This window comes from Desulfovibrio litoralis DSM 11393 (genome assembly GCF_900143255.1).
Taxonomy (GTDB): Bacteria; Desulfobacterota; Desulfovibrionia; order Desulfovibrionales; family Desulfovibrionaceae; genus Frigididesulfovibrio_A; species Frigididesulfovibrio_A litoralis.
Genome location: NZ_FRDI01000007.1, coordinates 56,813 through 73,187, shown reverse-complemented (window position 1 = coordinate 73,187; position 16,375 = coordinate 56,813). Strand labels below are relative to the sequence as shown.

16 protein-coding genes are annotated in these 16,375 nt (G+C 37.2%); 8 read left to right on the top strand and 8 right to left on the bottom strand.

Features of this window, described 5'->3' with window-relative positions:
* Positions 1-100 precede the first annotated feature (100 nt).
* On the bottom strand, positions 101-733 hold the full coding sequence (locus tag BT999_RS08175) for a hypothetical protein (protein ID WP_072697299.1): 633 nt from the start codon (positions 731-733) through the stop codon (positions 101-103).
* Between the two features lie 114 nt (positions 734-847).
* Between BT999_RS08175 and BT999_RS08170 the strand changes: the two genes are divergently transcribed.
* Both BT999_RS08170 and cbiD read left to right on the top strand, forming a co-directional pair.
* Positions 848-2,152 (top strand): BPL-N domain-containing protein, encoded by a 1,305-nt coding sequence (locus BT999_RS08170; RefSeq protein WP_084650655.1) that lies wholly within the window; start codon positions 848-850, stop codon positions 2,150-2,152.
* 5 nt (positions 2,153-2,157) lie between these two features.
* Positions 2,158-3,576, top strand: coding sequence for a cobalt-precorrin-5B (C(1))-methyltransferase CbiD (cbiD, locus tag BT999_RS08165; protein WP_072697297.1), 1,419 nt, complete (start codon positions 2,158-2,160; stop codon positions 3,574-3,576).
* Between the two features lie 62 nt (positions 3,577-3,638).
* Here the strand turns inward: cbiD and BT999_RS08160 are convergent, their stop codons facing one another.
* From BT999_RS08160 to BT999_RS08140, 5 genes are all read right to left on the bottom strand, one after another.
* Positions 3,639-4,322 (bottom strand): FlgO family outer membrane protein, encoded by a 684-nt coding sequence (locus tag BT999_RS08160; protein WP_072697296.1) that lies wholly within the window; start codon positions 4,320-4,322, stop codon positions 3,639-3,641.
* A 59-nt stretch (positions 4,323-4,381) separates the two neighbouring features.
* Positions 4,382-4,654 (bottom strand): hypothetical protein, encoded by a 273-nt coding sequence (locus tag BT999_RS08155; RefSeq protein WP_072697295.1) that lies wholly within the window; start codon positions 4,652-4,654, stop codon positions 4,382-4,384.
* 11 nt (positions 4,655-4,665) lie between these two features.
* Entirely contained in the window at positions 4,666-5,529 is an 864-nt protein-coding gene (locus tag BT999_RS08150; RefSeq protein ID WP_072697294.1) for a FlgO family outer membrane protein, read from the bottom strand.
* A gap of 289 nt (positions 5,530-5,818) precedes the next feature.
* Positions 5,819-6,124 (bottom strand): flagellar biosynthesis anti-sigma factor FlgM, encoded by a 306-nt coding sequence (gene flgM, locus BT999_RS08145; RefSeq protein ID WP_072697293.1) that lies wholly within the window; start codon positions 6,122-6,124, stop codon positions 5,819-5,821.
* Positions 6,125-6,226: 102 nt separating this feature from the next.
* A complete protein-coding gene (locus tag BT999_RS08140; protein WP_143145516.1) occupies positions 6,227-6,640 on the bottom strand; it encodes a DVU0524 family FlgM-associated protein in 414 nt (137 codons plus the stop codon).
* 527 nt (positions 6,641-7,167) lie between these two features.
* Here BT999_RS08140 and BT999_RS08135 point away from each other — a divergent pair.
* From BT999_RS08135 to BT999_RS08110, 6 genes are all read left to right on the top strand, one after another.
* Positions 7,168-7,800, top strand: coding sequence for a Maf family nucleotide pyrophosphatase (locus BT999_RS08135; RefSeq protein WP_072697292.1), 633 nt, complete (start codon positions 7,168-7,170; stop codon positions 7,798-7,800).
* Positions 7,801-8,010: 210 nt separating this feature from the next.
* Positions 8,011-9,000, top strand: coding sequence for a UDP-N-acetylglucosamine 4,6-dehydratase (inverting) (gene pseB, locus BT999_RS08130; protein ID WP_072697291.1), 990 nt, complete (start codon positions 8,011-8,013; stop codon positions 8,998-9,000).
* Positions 9,001-9,002: 2 nt separating this feature from the next.
* Positions 9,003-10,145: a UDP-4-amino-4,6-dideoxy-N-acetyl-beta-L-altrosamine transaminase gene (gene pseC, locus BT999_RS08125; protein WP_072697290.1), complete on the top strand. Its 1,143-nt coding sequence runs from the start codon at positions 9,003-9,005 to the stop codon at positions 10,143-10,145.
* A 56-nt stretch (positions 10,146-10,201) separates the two neighbouring features.
* Positions 10,202-11,182, top strand: a complete 981-nt coding sequence (locus tag BT999_RS08120; RefSeq protein ID WP_072697289.1) for a nucleoside recognition domain-containing protein — start codon at positions 10,202-10,204, stop codon at positions 11,180-11,182.
* 3 nt (positions 11,183-11,185) lie between these two features.
* On the top strand, positions 11,186-12,367 hold the full coding sequence (lpxB, locus tag BT999_RS08115) for a lipid-A-disaccharide synthase (RefSeq protein ID WP_072697288.1): 1,182 nt from the start codon (positions 11,186-11,188) through the stop codon (positions 12,365-12,367).
* Positions 12,368-12,462: 95 nt separating this feature from the next.
* Positions 12,463-13,701 carry a glycosyltransferase family 2 protein gene (locus tag BT999_RS08110; RefSeq protein ID WP_072697287.1) on the top strand — a complete coding sequence of 413 codons (1,239 nt, stop codon included), beginning with the start codon at positions 12,463-12,465 and terminating at the stop codon, positions 13,699-13,701.
* Between the two features lie 68 nt (positions 13,702-13,769).
* Here the strand turns inward: BT999_RS08110 and BT999_RS08105 are convergent, their stop codons facing one another.
* Both BT999_RS08105 and argS read right to left on the bottom strand, forming a co-directional pair.
* Positions 13,770-14,585 (bottom strand): SPOR domain-containing protein, encoded by an 816-nt coding sequence (locus BT999_RS08105; RefSeq protein ID WP_072697286.1) that lies wholly within the window; start codon positions 14,583-14,585, stop codon positions 13,770-13,772.
* Positions 14,586-14,655: 70 nt separating this feature from the next.
* Complete coding sequence (gene argS, locus BT999_RS08100; protein WP_072697342.1) at positions 14,656-16,320, bottom strand: arginine--tRNA ligase; 1,665 nt, start codon at positions 16,318-16,320, stop codon at positions 14,656-14,658.
* Between the last annotated feature and the right edge of the window lie 55 nt (positions 16,321-16,375).

Genomic DNA, 16,375 nt, shown 5'->3' with positions numbered 1-16,375 from the left:
TTGAAACTATTAAAGAATAAACGCTAGTCGGTTTTCTAAAAAATACTCCAAAGCTTATGCAAAATAGAGTGTTGCAAACGTTTTGGCTTAAAAAAACTTTTTATAAACCCGAAACAACAACCAAGTCATTATCGTCTAAAAAATTCAAGGCTGTTTTTAACTCTTCGAGAGTCAATTTTTTATCATCTAACAAAATTTGTTGATAGTCTTGAGGCTCGGCATCATTAATAAGTTCTTTCAAACGCTTGGCTTCCAAATATATTCCTTTTTTCAAAAAGTGAGAATAAAGACTCTGGGCTAAACCAAAAAGAGCTAACTCTATTTGAATGGTTTCGTTTGCGAAACGGTTTTGGTGTAACCCCTGGTCTTTGCCCTGATCCTTGCTTGAGCTTTGCCCTGAATTTTGCCCTGAGTTTTGCATTGTCTCTTGACTTATCCCAGAACGATAGTCTTTAAGCGGGCTTTTTCGTCTCATGCAAATACCTGAAATTCCGGGTAAACCGTCTGCCAATACAAGACGATTATCTTCATATACAAGGTTTAGGGTTAAATCGTCTAAGGGGTGTCCTTGCAAAAAAACCGCTTCTATGTGTTTTTCAAGATACTTCGGGGCGAGTGAAAAGTCTTGGGTGATAACCTGGTACGGAGTTTTCCCCGCAATTATTTTAACTTTTACCCCTTTTTGAAAGAGTAGTGGAATACGCCAATCTGTGGTCTCTAAAGCTAATTTCATGCCACGATCCTTTTTTATTTAAGTTCAGGTTATACTTGTTTATTTCAAACTATATGATTAAGATAGAAAACAAGTTAAAAGTTTGTACTGAATACGGCGCGTAGGAGAATAGTTTTGTTTGAACCGTCAAAATGTTGGGTTTTGTGGGACGCATCGCAACTTTGGGGAATCTTGGTGATCCACGCCCTCAAAGCCTTTGATATTCCCTTTAGAGTTGTCTCAATAAAAGAAATAACCCAAGAATTGAACTCTGACAAGAGACCAAACTTATTAATAGTTCCCGGCGGAACAGCCAGATTAAAAAGCCAAGCTTTGGGTCAAACAGGTAAACAGGCGATCTTAAGCTTTGTTGCAACAGGCGGAAATTATTTAGGTTTTTGCGGTGGAGCCGGGCTTGGTTTAAACAATAAAAACACTTTGGGGCTTTGTCCTTGGGAACGTGAAACTATCGCCGACCGTTTGCAACATTTGGTAAGTGGCTATATGCTCACTGATTTAAACCATCAACATGAACTTGTTCCCAAAACAATAAAAAACGCACCTGACGCAAGCCAAACTTGTTCCCCATTACCGATTTGGTATCCCGGACGCTTTGGAACAAACACAAGCCACACAAATTTCAATCAAAATAACCCAATAAACCAATCAAAAGTTGAAGTTCTCGCCGCTTACAATAGTGCCGGACCAGATTTCAGAGTCGCCGACCTCGCTTTAAGCTCTCTTCCAAAAGGGACTTTACAGGCTTGGGAAAAAGAATACGGAATTTGTATCGGTAGCGGTTTTATGCAACAGCAACCTTGTATTGTACATGGAAAATATGGACAAGGTTCTTATACTTTAAGTTATAGCCACTTGGAAACGCCGGCTTCCCCCTCGGCAAATCTGTTTTTTTCACATCTTTTGGAAAAACTAGCCGAGTTAAAAGTAGGGCAGAATATTATAGAAAAATGGAATATCGCCGAAATGCCACTTGTTTGGCATGAAAAAACATTGGAAAAAGCACGGTTGATAATCCAAGATTTATTTAATTTGGGTTTTGAACATTATCTCTTTTACGAGCGTTCAAGTTGGCTTATTGGTTGGAAAACCGGAATACCCGGAGCAAATATGAATAACCTGCGAATTGCTTTGGCGGTTTTATTATCAGAAGAACCCAGTCAAGCCATGTTGAAAAAATGGTCTGAGTTAAAACACGAATTTGAAACCGATTTGGAATTATTTCATAAAAACGTTACGCATCTTTTATTGGCTGAACGCCTCGCCGGAACTTTAGCAAAAACTGCCCCCGAAGCCATACGTTTAGCAGAATTACAGGCAAAACGCCTTGAACTTTTCGGCCACCCCATGGAAGGCGGAGGTTTATATTTAAAACTCTGGACTAAGCTTGACGCTCTTTTGCGTGCAAAATGGATTAACTAAAGCTTATGGAAAAAAACTCGACTCAACCCGCCAAAAAAGACACCACAAAAAAAAATAAAAAAAACTTGAAAGAAGGTTTTACTACGGGAACAGCGAGTTCTGCCGCCGCCGGAGCCGCCGCTTGGGCTTTGTTTTATCACAAACAACTTAAGGAATATCCAACTTTAGTTCCGCCTTTTACTCTAAAAAAAGAGGAAGTTTTTAAAGAGCAAAATCATTTTGTATATATTCCGGCAAATGAAAAGCGTTTAACAATTCCTATTCATAAGGTTCACTGTGAAAATTTGGAAGATGGAACTTTTATCGCTTCGGCAACTGTTGTTAAAGACGGTGGTGATGACCCTGATGTAACTCACAATGCCAAAATAGAGGCAAAAGTTTTTTTGTTTGAGCTTGATTTAAAAGCTACTCCTGCGGAAAATTTAGATAAAATACAACAAAAAGCCGAAAAAAACGGAGCTAAAAGTCGCCCGATCTGTTTAGAAAACAATATATTTCTATTTGCAGGAACAGGAGTCGGCATTGCAAGCTTGCCGGGTTTACCGATTGAGGTCGGAGAACCGGCGATTAACCCTGATCCCCGCATGCAAATTGCGGCAACTCTGAGCGAAGTTAGAGACTCTTTTTTTACAAACGACAAAGCTCAAGACAATCAAAGAGAACACCAAGAAGCTTTCTCAAGCTTGGTGGCGATAATCAGCGTTGAAAACGGCGAACAAATCGCAACAAAAACACTTAACCCAAAGCTTGGCATTGTTGGCGGAATTTCTATTTTAGGCACAAGGGGAACGGTTAAACCCTTTAGCCATGAAGCTTGGGAACATTCAATAATACAGGCACTAAAAGTAAATAAAGCCCTCGGTGCGGAAACTGTGGTTTTGTGTACGGGCAGACGCAGTGAAGAACTTATCCAAAAAAAATACCCGGAATTAATTCCTCAAGCCTTTATTCAAGCCGCCGATTATGTCGGTTCGGCGTTAAAAGAGTCTGCCTCACAAGGCTTTAAAAAAATAGTTTGGGCATGTTTCTGGGGTAAACTAGTTAAATTAGCTCAAGGTTTTGAAAATACTCACGCCCATCGTAATAACTTGGAATTAAACTTTTTAACCGATAAGTTAAGTTCTATCATCAAAGAACCAATCAATAGTCCTGATGAAATGGCGTGCAAACAAGACCTTAAAATACTTGAGCAAAAAATAAAAACTGCCAATACGGCAAGAGAAGCTCTTGTCTATATTAAAGAAAGCAACCAAGATATTGCCAAAAGGCTTATTGAATTTGTGGGATCATCTGCATTTAACCATGCCTCAAAAATAATTTTTTCTGAAAAAAACAAAAATAACCTTGCTTTGAACTTTGAGCTAATTTGTTTTGATTTTGACGGAACTGTTTTATTTCAACAAGAAAAGTCGTTCATGAATTAAAATCGTAAAAAAAGCCACAGTAAAAAAATACCGTGGCTTCTTATATTTTTATTTAATCAAAATTATGGTTTGGAAGAATCAGCTAAAGGCAGTCTTGTTAAAACAGACGGCATAATTGCAGCTCCGCCTCCGTCTCTATTCACCAAAAGCCCTCTGGCTTCTTGATCTAGAGGAATAGTAACAGTCGCCATACCCAAAACTTCATTTCCGTTTGCTTGCACCATTCTTACATTAAAGCGGATATTGTTACGAGTAGTCGTATAAGTTCCGACTAAAACGCCCATTACATTCGCTCTATTGGAACGTAGCAAAGAAGCTTTACGAGATAGTATCAATTCTGTTTTTTCCGGATCAATCAAAACATTTGACCCCATACGCACGTCGTTAACGTGGTAACCGGCTTGAACAAACCAACGAGCCATTTCTTCGGCAACTTGACGAGATAAGGGGTTTGTTTGTTCCAAGTTATTAATATCGGCAGGTACGGTAACAATCATTGAAAAACCGTCTGCTCCGCCGCCTTCAGATTTACCCATACCGCCTGAAATTTGGCGGTCTATTTGTCTTGCCAACGCTGAACCGGCTTTAGGAACTATTCCAAAATTTGGAATTTCCTGCATGGGAGCATCAGTTGCTCCTACCTTTTGAACATTGGTTAAAATCAAATAAAATCCCATTGTTACACAAAGTATTGTAAAAATTCCCAGTGCCAAATAAGATGTTCGTGAAGATGAGAAAAAAGACATATAAAACTCCGCTGATTGTTCGTTTTTTTTTGAACGCATTAACAATTTTAAGACATTTTTTAACGCATTGTTTTAATCATAAGGTCAACAGAATGTAGTTCTTCTGCTAATAAATCATTTAGATCAGGGTTACGATTTGCACTAAGTGCGAGCAAGTAATGTTCTTTTGCCAATTCATAACGCCCTTCTGACGCAAAGGTTCTGGCTCTTTCAATATTGGTAACCGTTTCAGGGCTATAAGGCAGCGATGTTAAGTTGTTCGGAGTATTGGAACAAGCCGTTAAAAACATCAAACAGCTTAACCCTAGAATTAATAAGATTTTTTTATACATTGGTTGCTCCCTTAATGAATATCCTGACCAAGGTCAAAAGGACTAGACGCATTTGGTGTTGTCTGTTTTGGGGCCGGTCTTGGAAAGGCTCTTATGCCAACGCCCACCGCCTGAGCACTACTGCTACGTCTTGCGATCATTGCACGGCTCACCGGAGTTTGTTCAAAAACCAAATTAGCAGAGCGAATAATTGACTGCGTTTTTCCGTCAACCAAACTGGCGTTCAACATTACCGCATCTTTCGTGGAAAAATAATTACCTACAACAACAAGCGTATTTGCTCTATTGATTGCTTTAGTTTTCTTACGACGAGATAAAGCCCTTTCACCAACTCCCTCTGTCATGCGAATACTTTTATCTAGGCGATATTCTTTAACATTCATTCCACGTTGATTAAACTCAAAAAATAGTTGTTCGGCAATATAACGCCCAAAAGACGAAGTCATATCAAAATTATCTTGAGTAACAAAAGCCGTTGGTAAAATTACGCTGTTTTGTAAGCTTGATGGTAAATCTTGAGTTAATTGTTCCGCTAACTCTCTTACTTTTAACTTAATTTCACGGGCATCAATATATCTTGGGTTGAGTGGTTTAATTTCCTGACCGGGTTGAAATAAAACTCCGCCCCTGCCATCAGGCAAAAAGTAACCGGTATAGTTTCTATCTATAATATTCGCCGTAGTCCTTACTCCGTTTATATGAGCACGAACGCTACCGTCTGTGCTGACCACGGCACCCGGATCAACTTGAGTTCTGTCTCCGCTTTGTACTTGTTGCCCGGAAGAACCAAAGACCTCGGTTTGTGCTGAAACTTGGCTATTAAAAGGCATCAAGACAGAACATAAAATCATTATTTTCAAAAAACTGCTTCTCATTGTTACTCCTTGATTCTGCTATATTATCAACTAATATAGTGTGGGGCTGTTTAACGATTGCATTTAAAATTGATACAATCATAATAAGTTTTTTAAACTGTCTTTATACGCTTATTACATACTTATTGTATTGATGTATAAAACACCTGCCAAATCAACAAGGCAGTTTTTACCCCTTTGTCAAAACAAAGCAAAAATAATGCCAAAAAAAAACTAACGCAACCATTTAAGTTAAAATAATCTAAAACTTAAAAAGCGACGTTAGCTTTAAAATAAACAAAACAAAAAACTATATCTTAAAAAGTTCGGCTTCTTCAGTTAATAAACGTTCGGCTATCTTTTTAGTATCAACAGTATAAGTTCCATCAGCTATTTTTTTGCGAATTGCTTCAACTTTTGCTTCCCTGACTTCGGGTGCACTCATAGCAGCTTGAAAAGCTTCGGTACGCAAACGACCTTCGCTCGATAAACTTACTTTATCGCTTGAGCCTGAGTTATTTGTTTTAGCTTGAGCAGCTTTTCTTTGTTGCAATTCCATTTTTTCAAGACTGGCACGCAACGGACTAAATTCATTGATATAATTTTTGATTTCCATGATACACCTCCCCAGGTGAAATCAACTCGTGATCAGAACAAATTTTTGACAAGTAAAATATGTAAAAGCAAATTTAATACCAAGCTGGCAAATGGTTTTAAATCATAGCATTGTAGCATTAACTTTTTCGAGAGTAATTCTCCACAAACGATCTAATAAATTATGTTTCGCATCAAAGTTTAAAGGCGTATTGCCTTCGGGTGTTTCTTGTAATACTTCAATATCATAACCAAGCGGAGGGAACTTAAAGGTAAGTCTAAGACCAACTTCTTTTTCAAGAGTTTCTCGAACTTCTTTTACAATAGAATTTTCGTCTCCCGCCATTAAAATATTTTCAATAATCTCTTTTGCCACCCTTTCAACAAGCTGTCTGCGTTTTTCTTGCTTAAGCTTAACGTCATCTTTTATCTCTGAACCATATAAGTCATTGCGATAACGAGCAATACGACGACCATTAATCAACTGGCGATCATAATGTTGTAACATATTACGAATATAGAACGACTTATTTTCCACGTTAAACTTCTCCTTAATCTTCTTATCGTCTCCTCATATTAAAAACTTTAGGGCAAAATAATAAAAAAATCAGAAAAGTTTAGGAACAAAAATCATATCGTCAACTCTCTCAAAAATATTAGACCAAAATAATAAAAAGCAAAAGTCTTTATTAACAGAAAGAACAGAAATAAAGGCTATTGCTTATATTTGTTTAATAGTGCATTATAGATTCAAGACTATTTCGCAATAGTCTCAAAGTGGTTTTTGTGAAAAGACACTTCAAAAAACACGCATAAAGAAAGCGAATAGAGCTTTTCGGATAGTTTACCCGTGTATCTCAGAAAATATAAAATCAAATTAATGCCTGTAAAATTAAATTTTTGTGTCTTAAGAGCTTTTATGCTATGTAGATACAGGGCATAAAACGATTACAAAAATACAAAAAACCAAGTTTTGCAATGGTTTTTATTCAGCTAAAATACAATATTGCTAAGTAAAGCCTTATTATTTAAACGCATAACAGACTAAAAACAAAGGATAAAAACATGTTGACTCTTTTAAAAAACAATATGCCAATAGTCTTAGCCTCCGGCTCTTTAAGACGCAGAGATTTTTTAAATAATCTGGGTCTTAAATTTAAAGCAATAGCTCCAAGAACCGAAGTTCTTCCAAATATAAACGAAGAGGCCACAAGTTATTCTATTCGTTGTTGCACCGAAAAAGCCAATTATGTTTCAGAGGATATTCAAAGATCAAACCTCAGCAACAAAGAAGAATTATTACAAGCAGCTATTATTTCCGCCGATACACTTATTCATTATAATGGAGAAATTATCGGGAAGCCAACAAGTGCTGAAGACAACTATAATATCCTTTGCAAACTCGCAGGCAACACCCACGAAGTCATCAGCTCTTTTGCTATTCTTCTCCCCAATAAACAGCTTATTACCAATTGTGATATTACAAAAGTTACTTTTTGGGATTGTCCTAAAGAACTTTTGCGAGCTTATGCCAATAGCTCTGAGGGAATGGACAAAGCCGGTGGATATGCGATACAACTTGGCGGTGCTTTTTTAAGTTCAAAAATCGAAGGTTCAATCACAACCGTAATTGCCATGCCACTCTCAAAGCTAGTCAAATCGCTATTAAAACATAATATTGTAAAAACCGTAGTATAATCTTAAAGAATTTAGCAAAAACAAAATATAATATTTATTTTTTCTCACACAAAAATAAATATACTATTTATGTTGACTAGACCAATAAATATTATAAAGATGTTCAACGTGCATCAAGAAAACTGTTTATTTTATAATAAAAAGTCTTTAAAGTATTTTCTTGTTTTCAATAGTTAAGTTTTTTACATTTATATAATAAGGATAAAATCTATGTTAAACAATGCTTCTATTTTAATCACAGGTGGAACAGGCTCTTTTGGAAACGCTTGTGTCGAGGCAATTTTAAATAACTATAAGCCAAGAAGGCTGATTATTTTCAGTCGAGACGAACTTAAACAGTTCGAAATGAACCAACGCTTTTCAACTGCAGATTATGATTGTTTGCGTTATTTTATCGGTGATGTAAGAGACAAAGAAAGAGTCTCTATCGCTTTGAAAGACGTTGATGTGGTTATTCATGCCGCCGCAATGAAACACGTTCCGGCTTCCGAATATAACCCAACCGAAGCGATTAAAACCAATATTGTTGGTGCTACCAATATTATTGATGCCGCTTCCGAACGTGGCGTTTCTAGGGTTGTTGCCTTAAGCACAGACAAGGCTGTTAACCCGGTTAACCTTTATGGAGCAACCAAGCTTTGTTCCGATAAGCTGTTTGTTGCCGCTAACGCTTATACCGGCTGTAAAACAAAATTTTCAGTGGTGCGTTACGGAAACGTTATGGGCAGTCGCGGTAGCGTTATTCCTTTTTTTGCCAAGAAAAAAGCCGAGGGCGTTTTACCTATTACCGACCCACGCATGACCAGATTTTGGATCAGCCTCGAAGACGGCGTTGAACTCGTTTTAAATACCGTTAAAAACGCTTTTGGTGGCGAAATTATGGTTCCTAAAATTCCTAGTATGAATATTATGGACTTGGCGGAAGCAATGGCTCCGGGTTGTCCGACTAAAATTGTCGGTATAAGAGCGGGCGAAAAAATACATGAATGTATGATTCCGGCTGAAGATTCTCGTCATACTGTTGATATTGGACAATATTACGTTATCTTGCCCGATACGGAAATCTTTAATTATCAAGGCGATGCCAAAAATGCACCAAGAGTTTCCGAAGGCTTTGAATATGATTCAGGCACAAACGATTGGTGGCTAACAATTGAAGAAATGCGTACTTTGTTGACAACTATGGGATATATTAAATAAATATGAGTGATTCATCTAGCCTACCCTTTATTCCATACGGAAAACAATGGATTGACGAAGACGACATTTCTGCCGTGGTTGAAGTGTTGCGTTCAGATTGGCTCACAACCGGACCAAAAGTAACAGAGTTTGAAAACGCTGTTGCCGCTTTTTGCGGAGCAAAACACGCCGCGTCTTATGCCAACGGAACAGCCGCCTTACACGGGGCTTTGTTTGCCCTTGGTATAAAAAAAGACGACGAGGTAATCGTTCCAACTCTGACTTTTGCCGCTTCTTCCAATGCCGTTTTATTTCTCGGTGCAAAACCTGTTTTTGCCGATGTTGACCCTGATACTTTGCTTATTGACCCTAAAAAAATAGAAGCGTTGATTACGCCCAAAACCAAGGCGATAATCGGCGTTGACTATGCCGGTCAACCTTGCGATTGGGTCGCCCTTCAAGCTATCGCCAAAAAACATAAGCTAAAACTTTTGGCTGATGCTTGTCATTCTATAGGTGGAGAGTTTAACTCTAAAAAAGTCGGAACGTTAGCAGATATAACGGTTTTTAGCTTTCACCCGGTCAAACAACTGACTACGGGCGAAGGCGGAATGGCCCTGACTGATTCCGATGAATATGCCGAACGTTTACGCCTTTTTAGAGGGCACGGCATCACTAGCGACCACCGCCAAAGAGAAAAAACAGGGGCGTGGTTTTACGAGATGCAAGAACTTGGCTATAACTATCGCCTAACAGACATACAATCAGCTTTAGGTCTTTCACAGCTCAAAAAACTACCTGCTTTTTTAAAAAAACGTAGAGAACTCGCAAAATATTACGATCAAGCTTTTTTAGGTTCAGAAGACATAAAACCGCTTAAAACCGATAAAAATGCCTTGCACGCATATCATCTTTATGTTGTGCGAGTGCCTGAGCGAGATAAAGTTTTTAAGATATTAAGAGAAAGAGGCATAGGTTGTAACGTCCATTATATCCCCGTTCACCTTCACCCTTACTATCAAAGAGAACAAGGCACAAAAATTGGTCTTTGTCCTGTTGCCGAAGAGGCATACGGAAAAATAATCACCTTGCCTTTACATTACAGCCTAAGCGAAAAAGACCTTGAAAGAGTAGTCTGCGAACTTAAAAACGCTATTAAAGCTTAACTCTATTTCATAAAACCCTTTACCAGAAGTGGAAAATATCCACCGCCTACTATTAAATGAATAGCTTATTTTCCACTTCTATCCGCATTTTTAAAGAAGAGACACGACATAGTTTAAGAGTTTTTTATAAATTAGTAACTATGGTCTTACCCGTTATTATTTTAGTTAAAATAGCCACCGAACTGAAACTGATAAATTATCTTGCCCTGCCTTTAGAACCAATTATGAGTTTTGTTGGGCTTCCTAAACTTATGGGTTTAGTGCTTGCAACAGGTATGATCGCCGGCATTAACAGCTCTATCTTACTCTATATAAGTTTAATGCCCGAACTTGGTCCGGTTAGCGTTGCTGATATTTCAGTTTTTTCGGTGATGCTCCTAATTGCACACGGCTTACCCGTTGAAGGTCGCGTTTCGTCTTATTGCGGGTTTAATTTTTGGCGACACGTTGTTTTGCGTTTGAGCGGGGCTTTAAGCGCCGGTTTTATTTTACGCCAAATTTATACTTATACGGGCTACGCTCAAGAACCTGCCAAATTATTTTGGAATATTTCAACTCAAAACAGCTTTTCGGATAACCCTTGGATTCTTTGGGGAATCTCTCAAGCCAAAAGTTTTTCTATCATGTTTGTTGTAATTTGGCTTTTGATTGTAATAATGCGTATTTTAAAAGAGCTTAATTTACTTCAACTGCTCAACGGAACCGTTAGTCCGTTTTTACGCCTCTTGGGCATAAGCAAAAACGCTTCAAGTATTACTGTTATAGGAATGCTCGCCGGATTACTTTATGGTGGCGGTTTAATTATGGAAGAGGTGAGAAAAGGGCAGGTCGATAAAAAAGACGTTTTTGCCGCCATGTTTTTTATGTCGCTGACCCATTCCATTATCGAAGACACTGCCTTGCTTATGTTAATCGGTGCTGATTTTTATGGCATTTTTGTGTTTAGAATATTATTTTCATTTATTTTAACAGCTGTTTTTATGCAGTTTTTCTCCAAAAAAAATGGAAATAACACACTGGCAACTTCATCGAGTTAAAATATGTCTGTTGAAAAAGATAAAAAAGCGCCAAAAATCTGGATCAATGCGGGAGAAGTTTCCGGAGACATTCACGGAGGGGCGTTATTAACCGCTCTTTTAAAAAAAAATAATAAGATACAAGCCGTGGGCATGGGCGGAACAGAGCTTGAAAAAGCCGGCATGAAAAACTTGTTTAGAGTAGAAGAACTCTCTGTTATGGGTTTTGTGGAAATCTTTGCAAAACTGCCTAAAATTTATTCATTGTTAAAAAACATTAAAAAAGCCTTAGAAGTCGAAAAACCCGATTTATTAATTTGCATTGACGCACCTTCGTTTAACTTTAGGGTTATTAAAATAGCAAAACGCCTTAATATACCTGTTGTTTATTATATTAGCCCCAAAATTTGGGCATGGGGAGCAAAAAGAGCTTTATTCTTAAAACAAAATGTACGTCGCATTCTTTCAATTTTACCTTTTGAACCCGAGTTTTACAAACGCTTTGACATGGAAATAGATTATATTGGTAACCCGTTGGTTGAATTAGTAAATTTTAAAGAATTAAAAGATATTCCAACGCTGAAAAAACGTATAGGTTTATTGCCGGGTAGCCGAGAAAAAGAAATTAATACCTTAATGCCTCGCTTTGCCGCCGCCGCTGAAATTTTATACAAGCAAGATACCAAACTTAATTTTCATTGTGTAGTTGCCCCCGGAATAAATCCAAATAAAATTCAAGAGTTGTGGAATAAAAACGGCGGGTTAAATATCACTTTAACCTTGCATGACTCTAATTTGCGTTATGAATTTATTCGTTCTTGTGAATTTATTATCGCCGCCTCAGGCACGGCAACTTTAGAAACAGCTCTGCTTCAAGTGCCTACGATAGTAACTTATGTGGTTTCGCCTTTGACTTATTTTTTAGGTAAACGTTTTGTCAAAATAAACTATGTCTCTCTACCTAATTTGATTTTAAACGAAGAAGTTTTCCCCGAACTTTTACAAGAAAAATGCCTGCCGGAAAACTTGGCAAAGGTTGCATCAGTCTGGCTCGAGGATAAAGAAAATTTTCAGACTCAAGATTCATACAAAATATTAACTCCTACCGAAGTTAAAAAGAAACTGCAAAACTTAGCTCTTTTACTTGGTGATGAAAACGCATTAGAAAGAGCTGCTCAAATAATTGCCACAGAATTAAAGCTTTAATCTAGCGTTGTTTTATTCTTTGACAACAGATATAACAAATAATATATTAAGATTATTATATTTCTATAACCCCAGAAATCTCAATTAGTTGTTCTATGTTTGAATATTCAATTATTATACCTGTATACAATAAATACCAACTTACTCATGATTGCTTGCTCAGTTTAAAAGACTGTATCAAACACGACAATTTTGAAGTGATTGTCGTTGACAACGCCTCAAGCGATGAAAGCGAATGCGAAATTCCCAAACTCGGAACAAAACTTTTTTCGCAACGTTTTACTTACATACGCAATAATGAAAATCGTAACTTCGCAGGAGCTTGCAATCAAGGGGCAAAAGTTGCAAAATCTGATTTTCTTTGCTTTTTGAACAACGATACGATTATGACCAATGATTGGGATCAACCTTTGCTTCATGCACTCAAAACAGAAGCAAAACTTGGTGCGGTTGGTCCTGTTTTGCTTTATGCCGACAATACTGTTCAACATATTGGAATTACTGTTAAACCTCAAGGTTGTATCAGTCATTTTTATCGTTTGTTTCCGGCGGAACATAAAGTTGTAAAAAAAAGAAGAAAACTTAATTTTATTACGGCTGCCGTTTTAATGATTCATAAAAATAAATTTTTTGCTGCCGGTGCTTTTAATGAAGCATATAAAAACGGTTTTGAAGATATTGAGTTGTGTTTTAAATTACGAGAACTTGGTTTTGAACTAAGCGTTATTCCCGAGTCAACGGTTTATCATTTAGAAAGCCAAAGCCCCGGTCGTAAAGATAGCGAGCTTAATAATGCTAACATTTTTAACACAAATTTTCCGATTATTCCCGTAGACTGGCAAAATATTTTATTGGACGACGGCTATCTTTTTTCCCTTAATGAAAACTTTTATATGGATATTGATATTCCAAAAGAACATATTATTTACTCTCAAAGTCTACAATGCCAAACGACAAATGACTTAGCAAGTTTACTGGAAACAGAACCTTATTGGCAAGAAGGTTATACTCATCTTGCTAATATATTTGAAGAACACAAAGATTTTTATAGAGCCTTAGATGTATATAAAAAACAAAGCTATTTTGTTTTGAACCAAGCTCTAATTGACAATGCGAATAAAATTTTAGCTAAATTGGACAAATCAACAACCCAATCGTTAGTAGATATATCGTCTCTTGACAAAGAGCTCTTAAATTCTCACAAGCCGGAACGTATAAGAGCAATATATAAAACAATAATGACAGCTCTCGAGAAATATCCCGATACAAACTTAAAGGCTTTGATAAAAGAATGGCGTAAAAAATATGGAGTAAAATATTTAGCTCAACAATAAAAAATAAAACCTCAAAAAAATAAAATAAAACCTCAAAAATATATATCTTTTTGAGGTTTACTTATAATTTATGATGCGGGTTTTTTATCTCGCATTATGATACGAGTAATCTTGATTTTAGCCAGAGCATCTTTTAATGCTTGAGTTTCGTCGGGTGTTCCCACAAAATCTACCAATATTTTTATCCAACCGTCTTGACGTTCAAGCCGTCCCTTAATTCCGATTCCGGAAATTTGTTTTAAGGCTTGCTCCGCTTGGCTCTGATCTTTTGAAGCGGCAACTTGATAAACATAATGGAAACGAGGTTCAGAAGTGGAGACTTTAGGTTCCGGCGTTTTAGACTCAGGTTTTTTATTCGTCGTATTTTTCTTGTCTTCAATCTGGTTCAAAGCCTGTTTAATTACTTGTTGATTTTGAGCTTCAGCCAATTGGTTCTTTTTTAACTCTTCTTGTTGAACTTTGTTTGCTTGGTCCAAGTTATTATTGACTTGGGTTTGCTTTTTAGGGTCGGGTATAACAACAGGCAGGTTCTTTACAGGTTGAACAGGTTTGTTTTGTGCAACGCTTTGGCTAGTTCCCGTGGGTTGTCCATCTTTTAAATCGTCGCGAAACTGTAATTCTTCGGCTTTAATAATGCCGTCAGAATTTTTTTCAACAACTCGAAGAGGCGTGTTTTCGGTATTATTTGTGTTTTGAGAAAGCCCAACGGCAAGCTGAGGAACGTTTTCAGCGGGATTGTAGCCACGTCCTAAGATAATGCCTAAAATAAAAGCCCAAACAATACAAGCCAAAATAGAACCGACAAAAGAAATTAAGCCCGACAATGACAATTCAAAAGCATAACGCTTTCTTCCGTTTTCTACAGTTCTTTTAAAAAAAGCCATAACAAACCTTGTTTATGTTTTAACAAACAAAATAATTAAAAGTCTTACTCACAACTAGACAACAAAAAAACTACATACTCTCAGGAGCAGTTACGCCTAATAATTCTAAGCCATTTGCCAAAACTTGTCTTACAGCATCAAGCATGCTCATACGAGAAAGAATCAAGTCTTTGTCTTCTGTTTTTAAAATAGGATTATTGGCATAATAGCTGTGTGTTGCTCCTGCTAAATCCAACAAAAAATGGCTGATATGGTGAGGTGAAAGAGTCTTGGCAGCGGAACAGGCAACCTCTTCCCAAGCTGCGATTCGACGCAACAAAGAAAGTGCATCATTATCATTTAACATTGCATGATATTTAGGCGAAGCAATTTCTTGCAACTCAAAATTCTTTTCTTCTGCTTTCCTAAACAATGCCTTAATACGGGCATGAGCATATTGAACGTAATATACGGGGTTTTCCATAGTGCGTTGTTTGACCAATTCCATATCAAAATCAAGCGGACTATCGCTTTTTCGAGAAAGAAACATAAAGCGCGCCGCATCAACGCCAACTTCGGTTAAAACATCGGCGAGAGTTTCAAACTTTCCGGCACGAGTAGACATGGCAATTTGTTCACCGTTTTTCAAAAGGTTGACCAACTGAACCAAAACTACGTCAAAAGATTCCGCAGGTTTTCCCAAGGCTTCAACCGCCGCTTTCATGCGAGGAATATAACCATGATGATCAGCACCCCAAACATCAACAATAAATTCAAAACCACGCTCATATTTATTATGATGATAAGCAATATCAGAGGCAAAGTAAGTTAAAGAACCATCATTTTTAACTAAAACTCTATCTTTTTCATCGCCATATTTTGTAGAGCGAAACCATAAAGCACCGTCTTTTTCATAAGCTTCGTCTCTGGTTTTTAGTTCATCAAGAGCCTTTTTTACTGCTCCGCTCGAAACTAAAGACAGTTCAGAAAACCAAATATCGTGAAATACTCTAAAATCAATCAGGTCTTGTTTAATACCTGCCAAAATACTGTCTTTGGCATATTCAAAGCAAAGGTCTTCTGCTTTATTACGCTCTAACTCTAAAATTTCAGGCTGTTTATCTAATAGCTCTTTAGCTAAATCAATAATATATTCGCCTTTATACCAGTCTTCGGGAAGTTCGGGGTTTTTACCCGCAAGTTCTAAAATACGCACATAAACGGAAGTTCCCAATAAACGCATCTGGCGACCGGCATCATTAATATAATATTCCGATTCAACATTAAAACCCGAAAAACGCAAGACTCGGGCGAGAGAATCACCCACAGCCGCACCGCGTCCATGTCCTATATGCAAAGGGCCGGTCGGGTTAGCCGAAACAAATTCAACCTGAAATTTGCGATTGCGTCCATAGTCTGAACGCCCGTAACCGTCTTTTTCTGCTTGAACTCTTGCAATAAAACTTTGCCAAAAACTTGGTTTAAATTTTATATTTAAAAAACCGGGGCCTGCAATATCAATATTTTCTATTTCAGGTTCAACTTCTTTAATTTTTTCAACAAACAAAGTTGCCAAAGTTCTTGGTGCTTGTTTTGCTTCTTTCGCTAAAACCATAGCAATATTTAAAGCCAAGTCTCCAAATTTTTCATCTTTCGGAGCTTCCAAGGTGATTTTATCAGACCAATTATAGCCAAGGTTCGCCACCAATTCTTGAAGTTTTAATAAAAGATGGTCTTTATAAGAATAGGTACGCATATTTTCATTTAGACAAAGTTTGTTGTCGTTATTCATTTTCATAATTTATTTAAGC

What these genes read in the sequence shown, in the direction of transcription:
- cbiD (WP_072697297.1), top strand. Translation starts at nt 2,158, where the DNA reads ATGGAAAAAAACTCGACTCAACCCGCCAAAAAAGACACCACAAAAAAA.
- argS (WP_072697342.1), bottom strand. Translation starts at nt 16,320, where the DNA reads ATGCGTACCTATTCTTATAAAGACCATCTTTTATTAAAACTTCAAGAA.
- pseC (WP_072697290.1), top strand. Translation starts at nt 9,003, where the DNA reads ATGAGTGATTCATCTAGCCTACCCTTTATTCCATACGGAAAACAATGG.
- lpxB (WP_072697288.1), top strand. Translation starts at nt 11,186, where the DNA reads ATGTCTGTTGAAAAAGATAAAAAAGCGCCAAAAATCTGGATCAATGCG.
- BT999_RS08135 (WP_072697292.1), top strand. Translation starts at nt 7,168, where the DNA reads ATGTTGACTCTTTTAAAAAACAATATGCCAATAGTCTTAGCCTCCGGC.
- pseB (WP_072697291.1), top strand. Translation starts at nt 8,011, where the DNA reads ATGTTAAACAATGCTTCTATTTTAATCACAGGTGGAACAGGCTCTTTT.
- BT999_RS08110 (WP_072697287.1), top strand. Translation starts at nt 12,463, where the DNA reads ATGTTTGAATATTCAATTATTATACCTGTATACAATAAATACCAACTT.
- flgM (WP_072697293.1), bottom strand. Translation starts at nt 6,124, where the DNA reads ATGGAAATCAAAAATTATATCAATGAATTTAGTCCGTTGCGTGCCAGT.
- BT999_RS08175 (WP_072697299.1), bottom strand. Translation starts at nt 733, where the DNA reads ATGAAATTAGCTTTAGAGACCACAGATTGGCGTATTCCACTACTCTTT.
- BT999_RS08105 (WP_072697286.1), bottom strand. Translation starts at nt 14,585, where the DNA reads ATGGCTTTTTTTAAAAGAACTGTAGAAAACGGAAGAAAGCGTTATGCT.
- BT999_RS08150 (WP_072697294.1), bottom strand. Translation starts at nt 5,529, where the DNA reads ATGAGAAGCAGTTTTTTGAAAATAATGATTTTATGTTCTGTCTTGATG.
- BT999_RS08120 (WP_072697289.1), top strand. Translation starts at nt 10,202, where the DNA reads ATGAATAGCTTATTTTCCACTTCTATCCGCATTTTTAAAGAAGAGACA.
- BT999_RS08160 (WP_072697296.1), bottom strand. Translation starts at nt 4,322, where the DNA reads ATGTCTTTTTTCTCATCTTCACGAACATCTTATTTGGCACTGGGAATT.
- BT999_RS08155 (WP_072697295.1), bottom strand. Translation starts at nt 4,654, where the DNA reads ATGTATAAAAAAATCTTATTAATTCTAGGGTTAAGCTGTTTGATGTTT.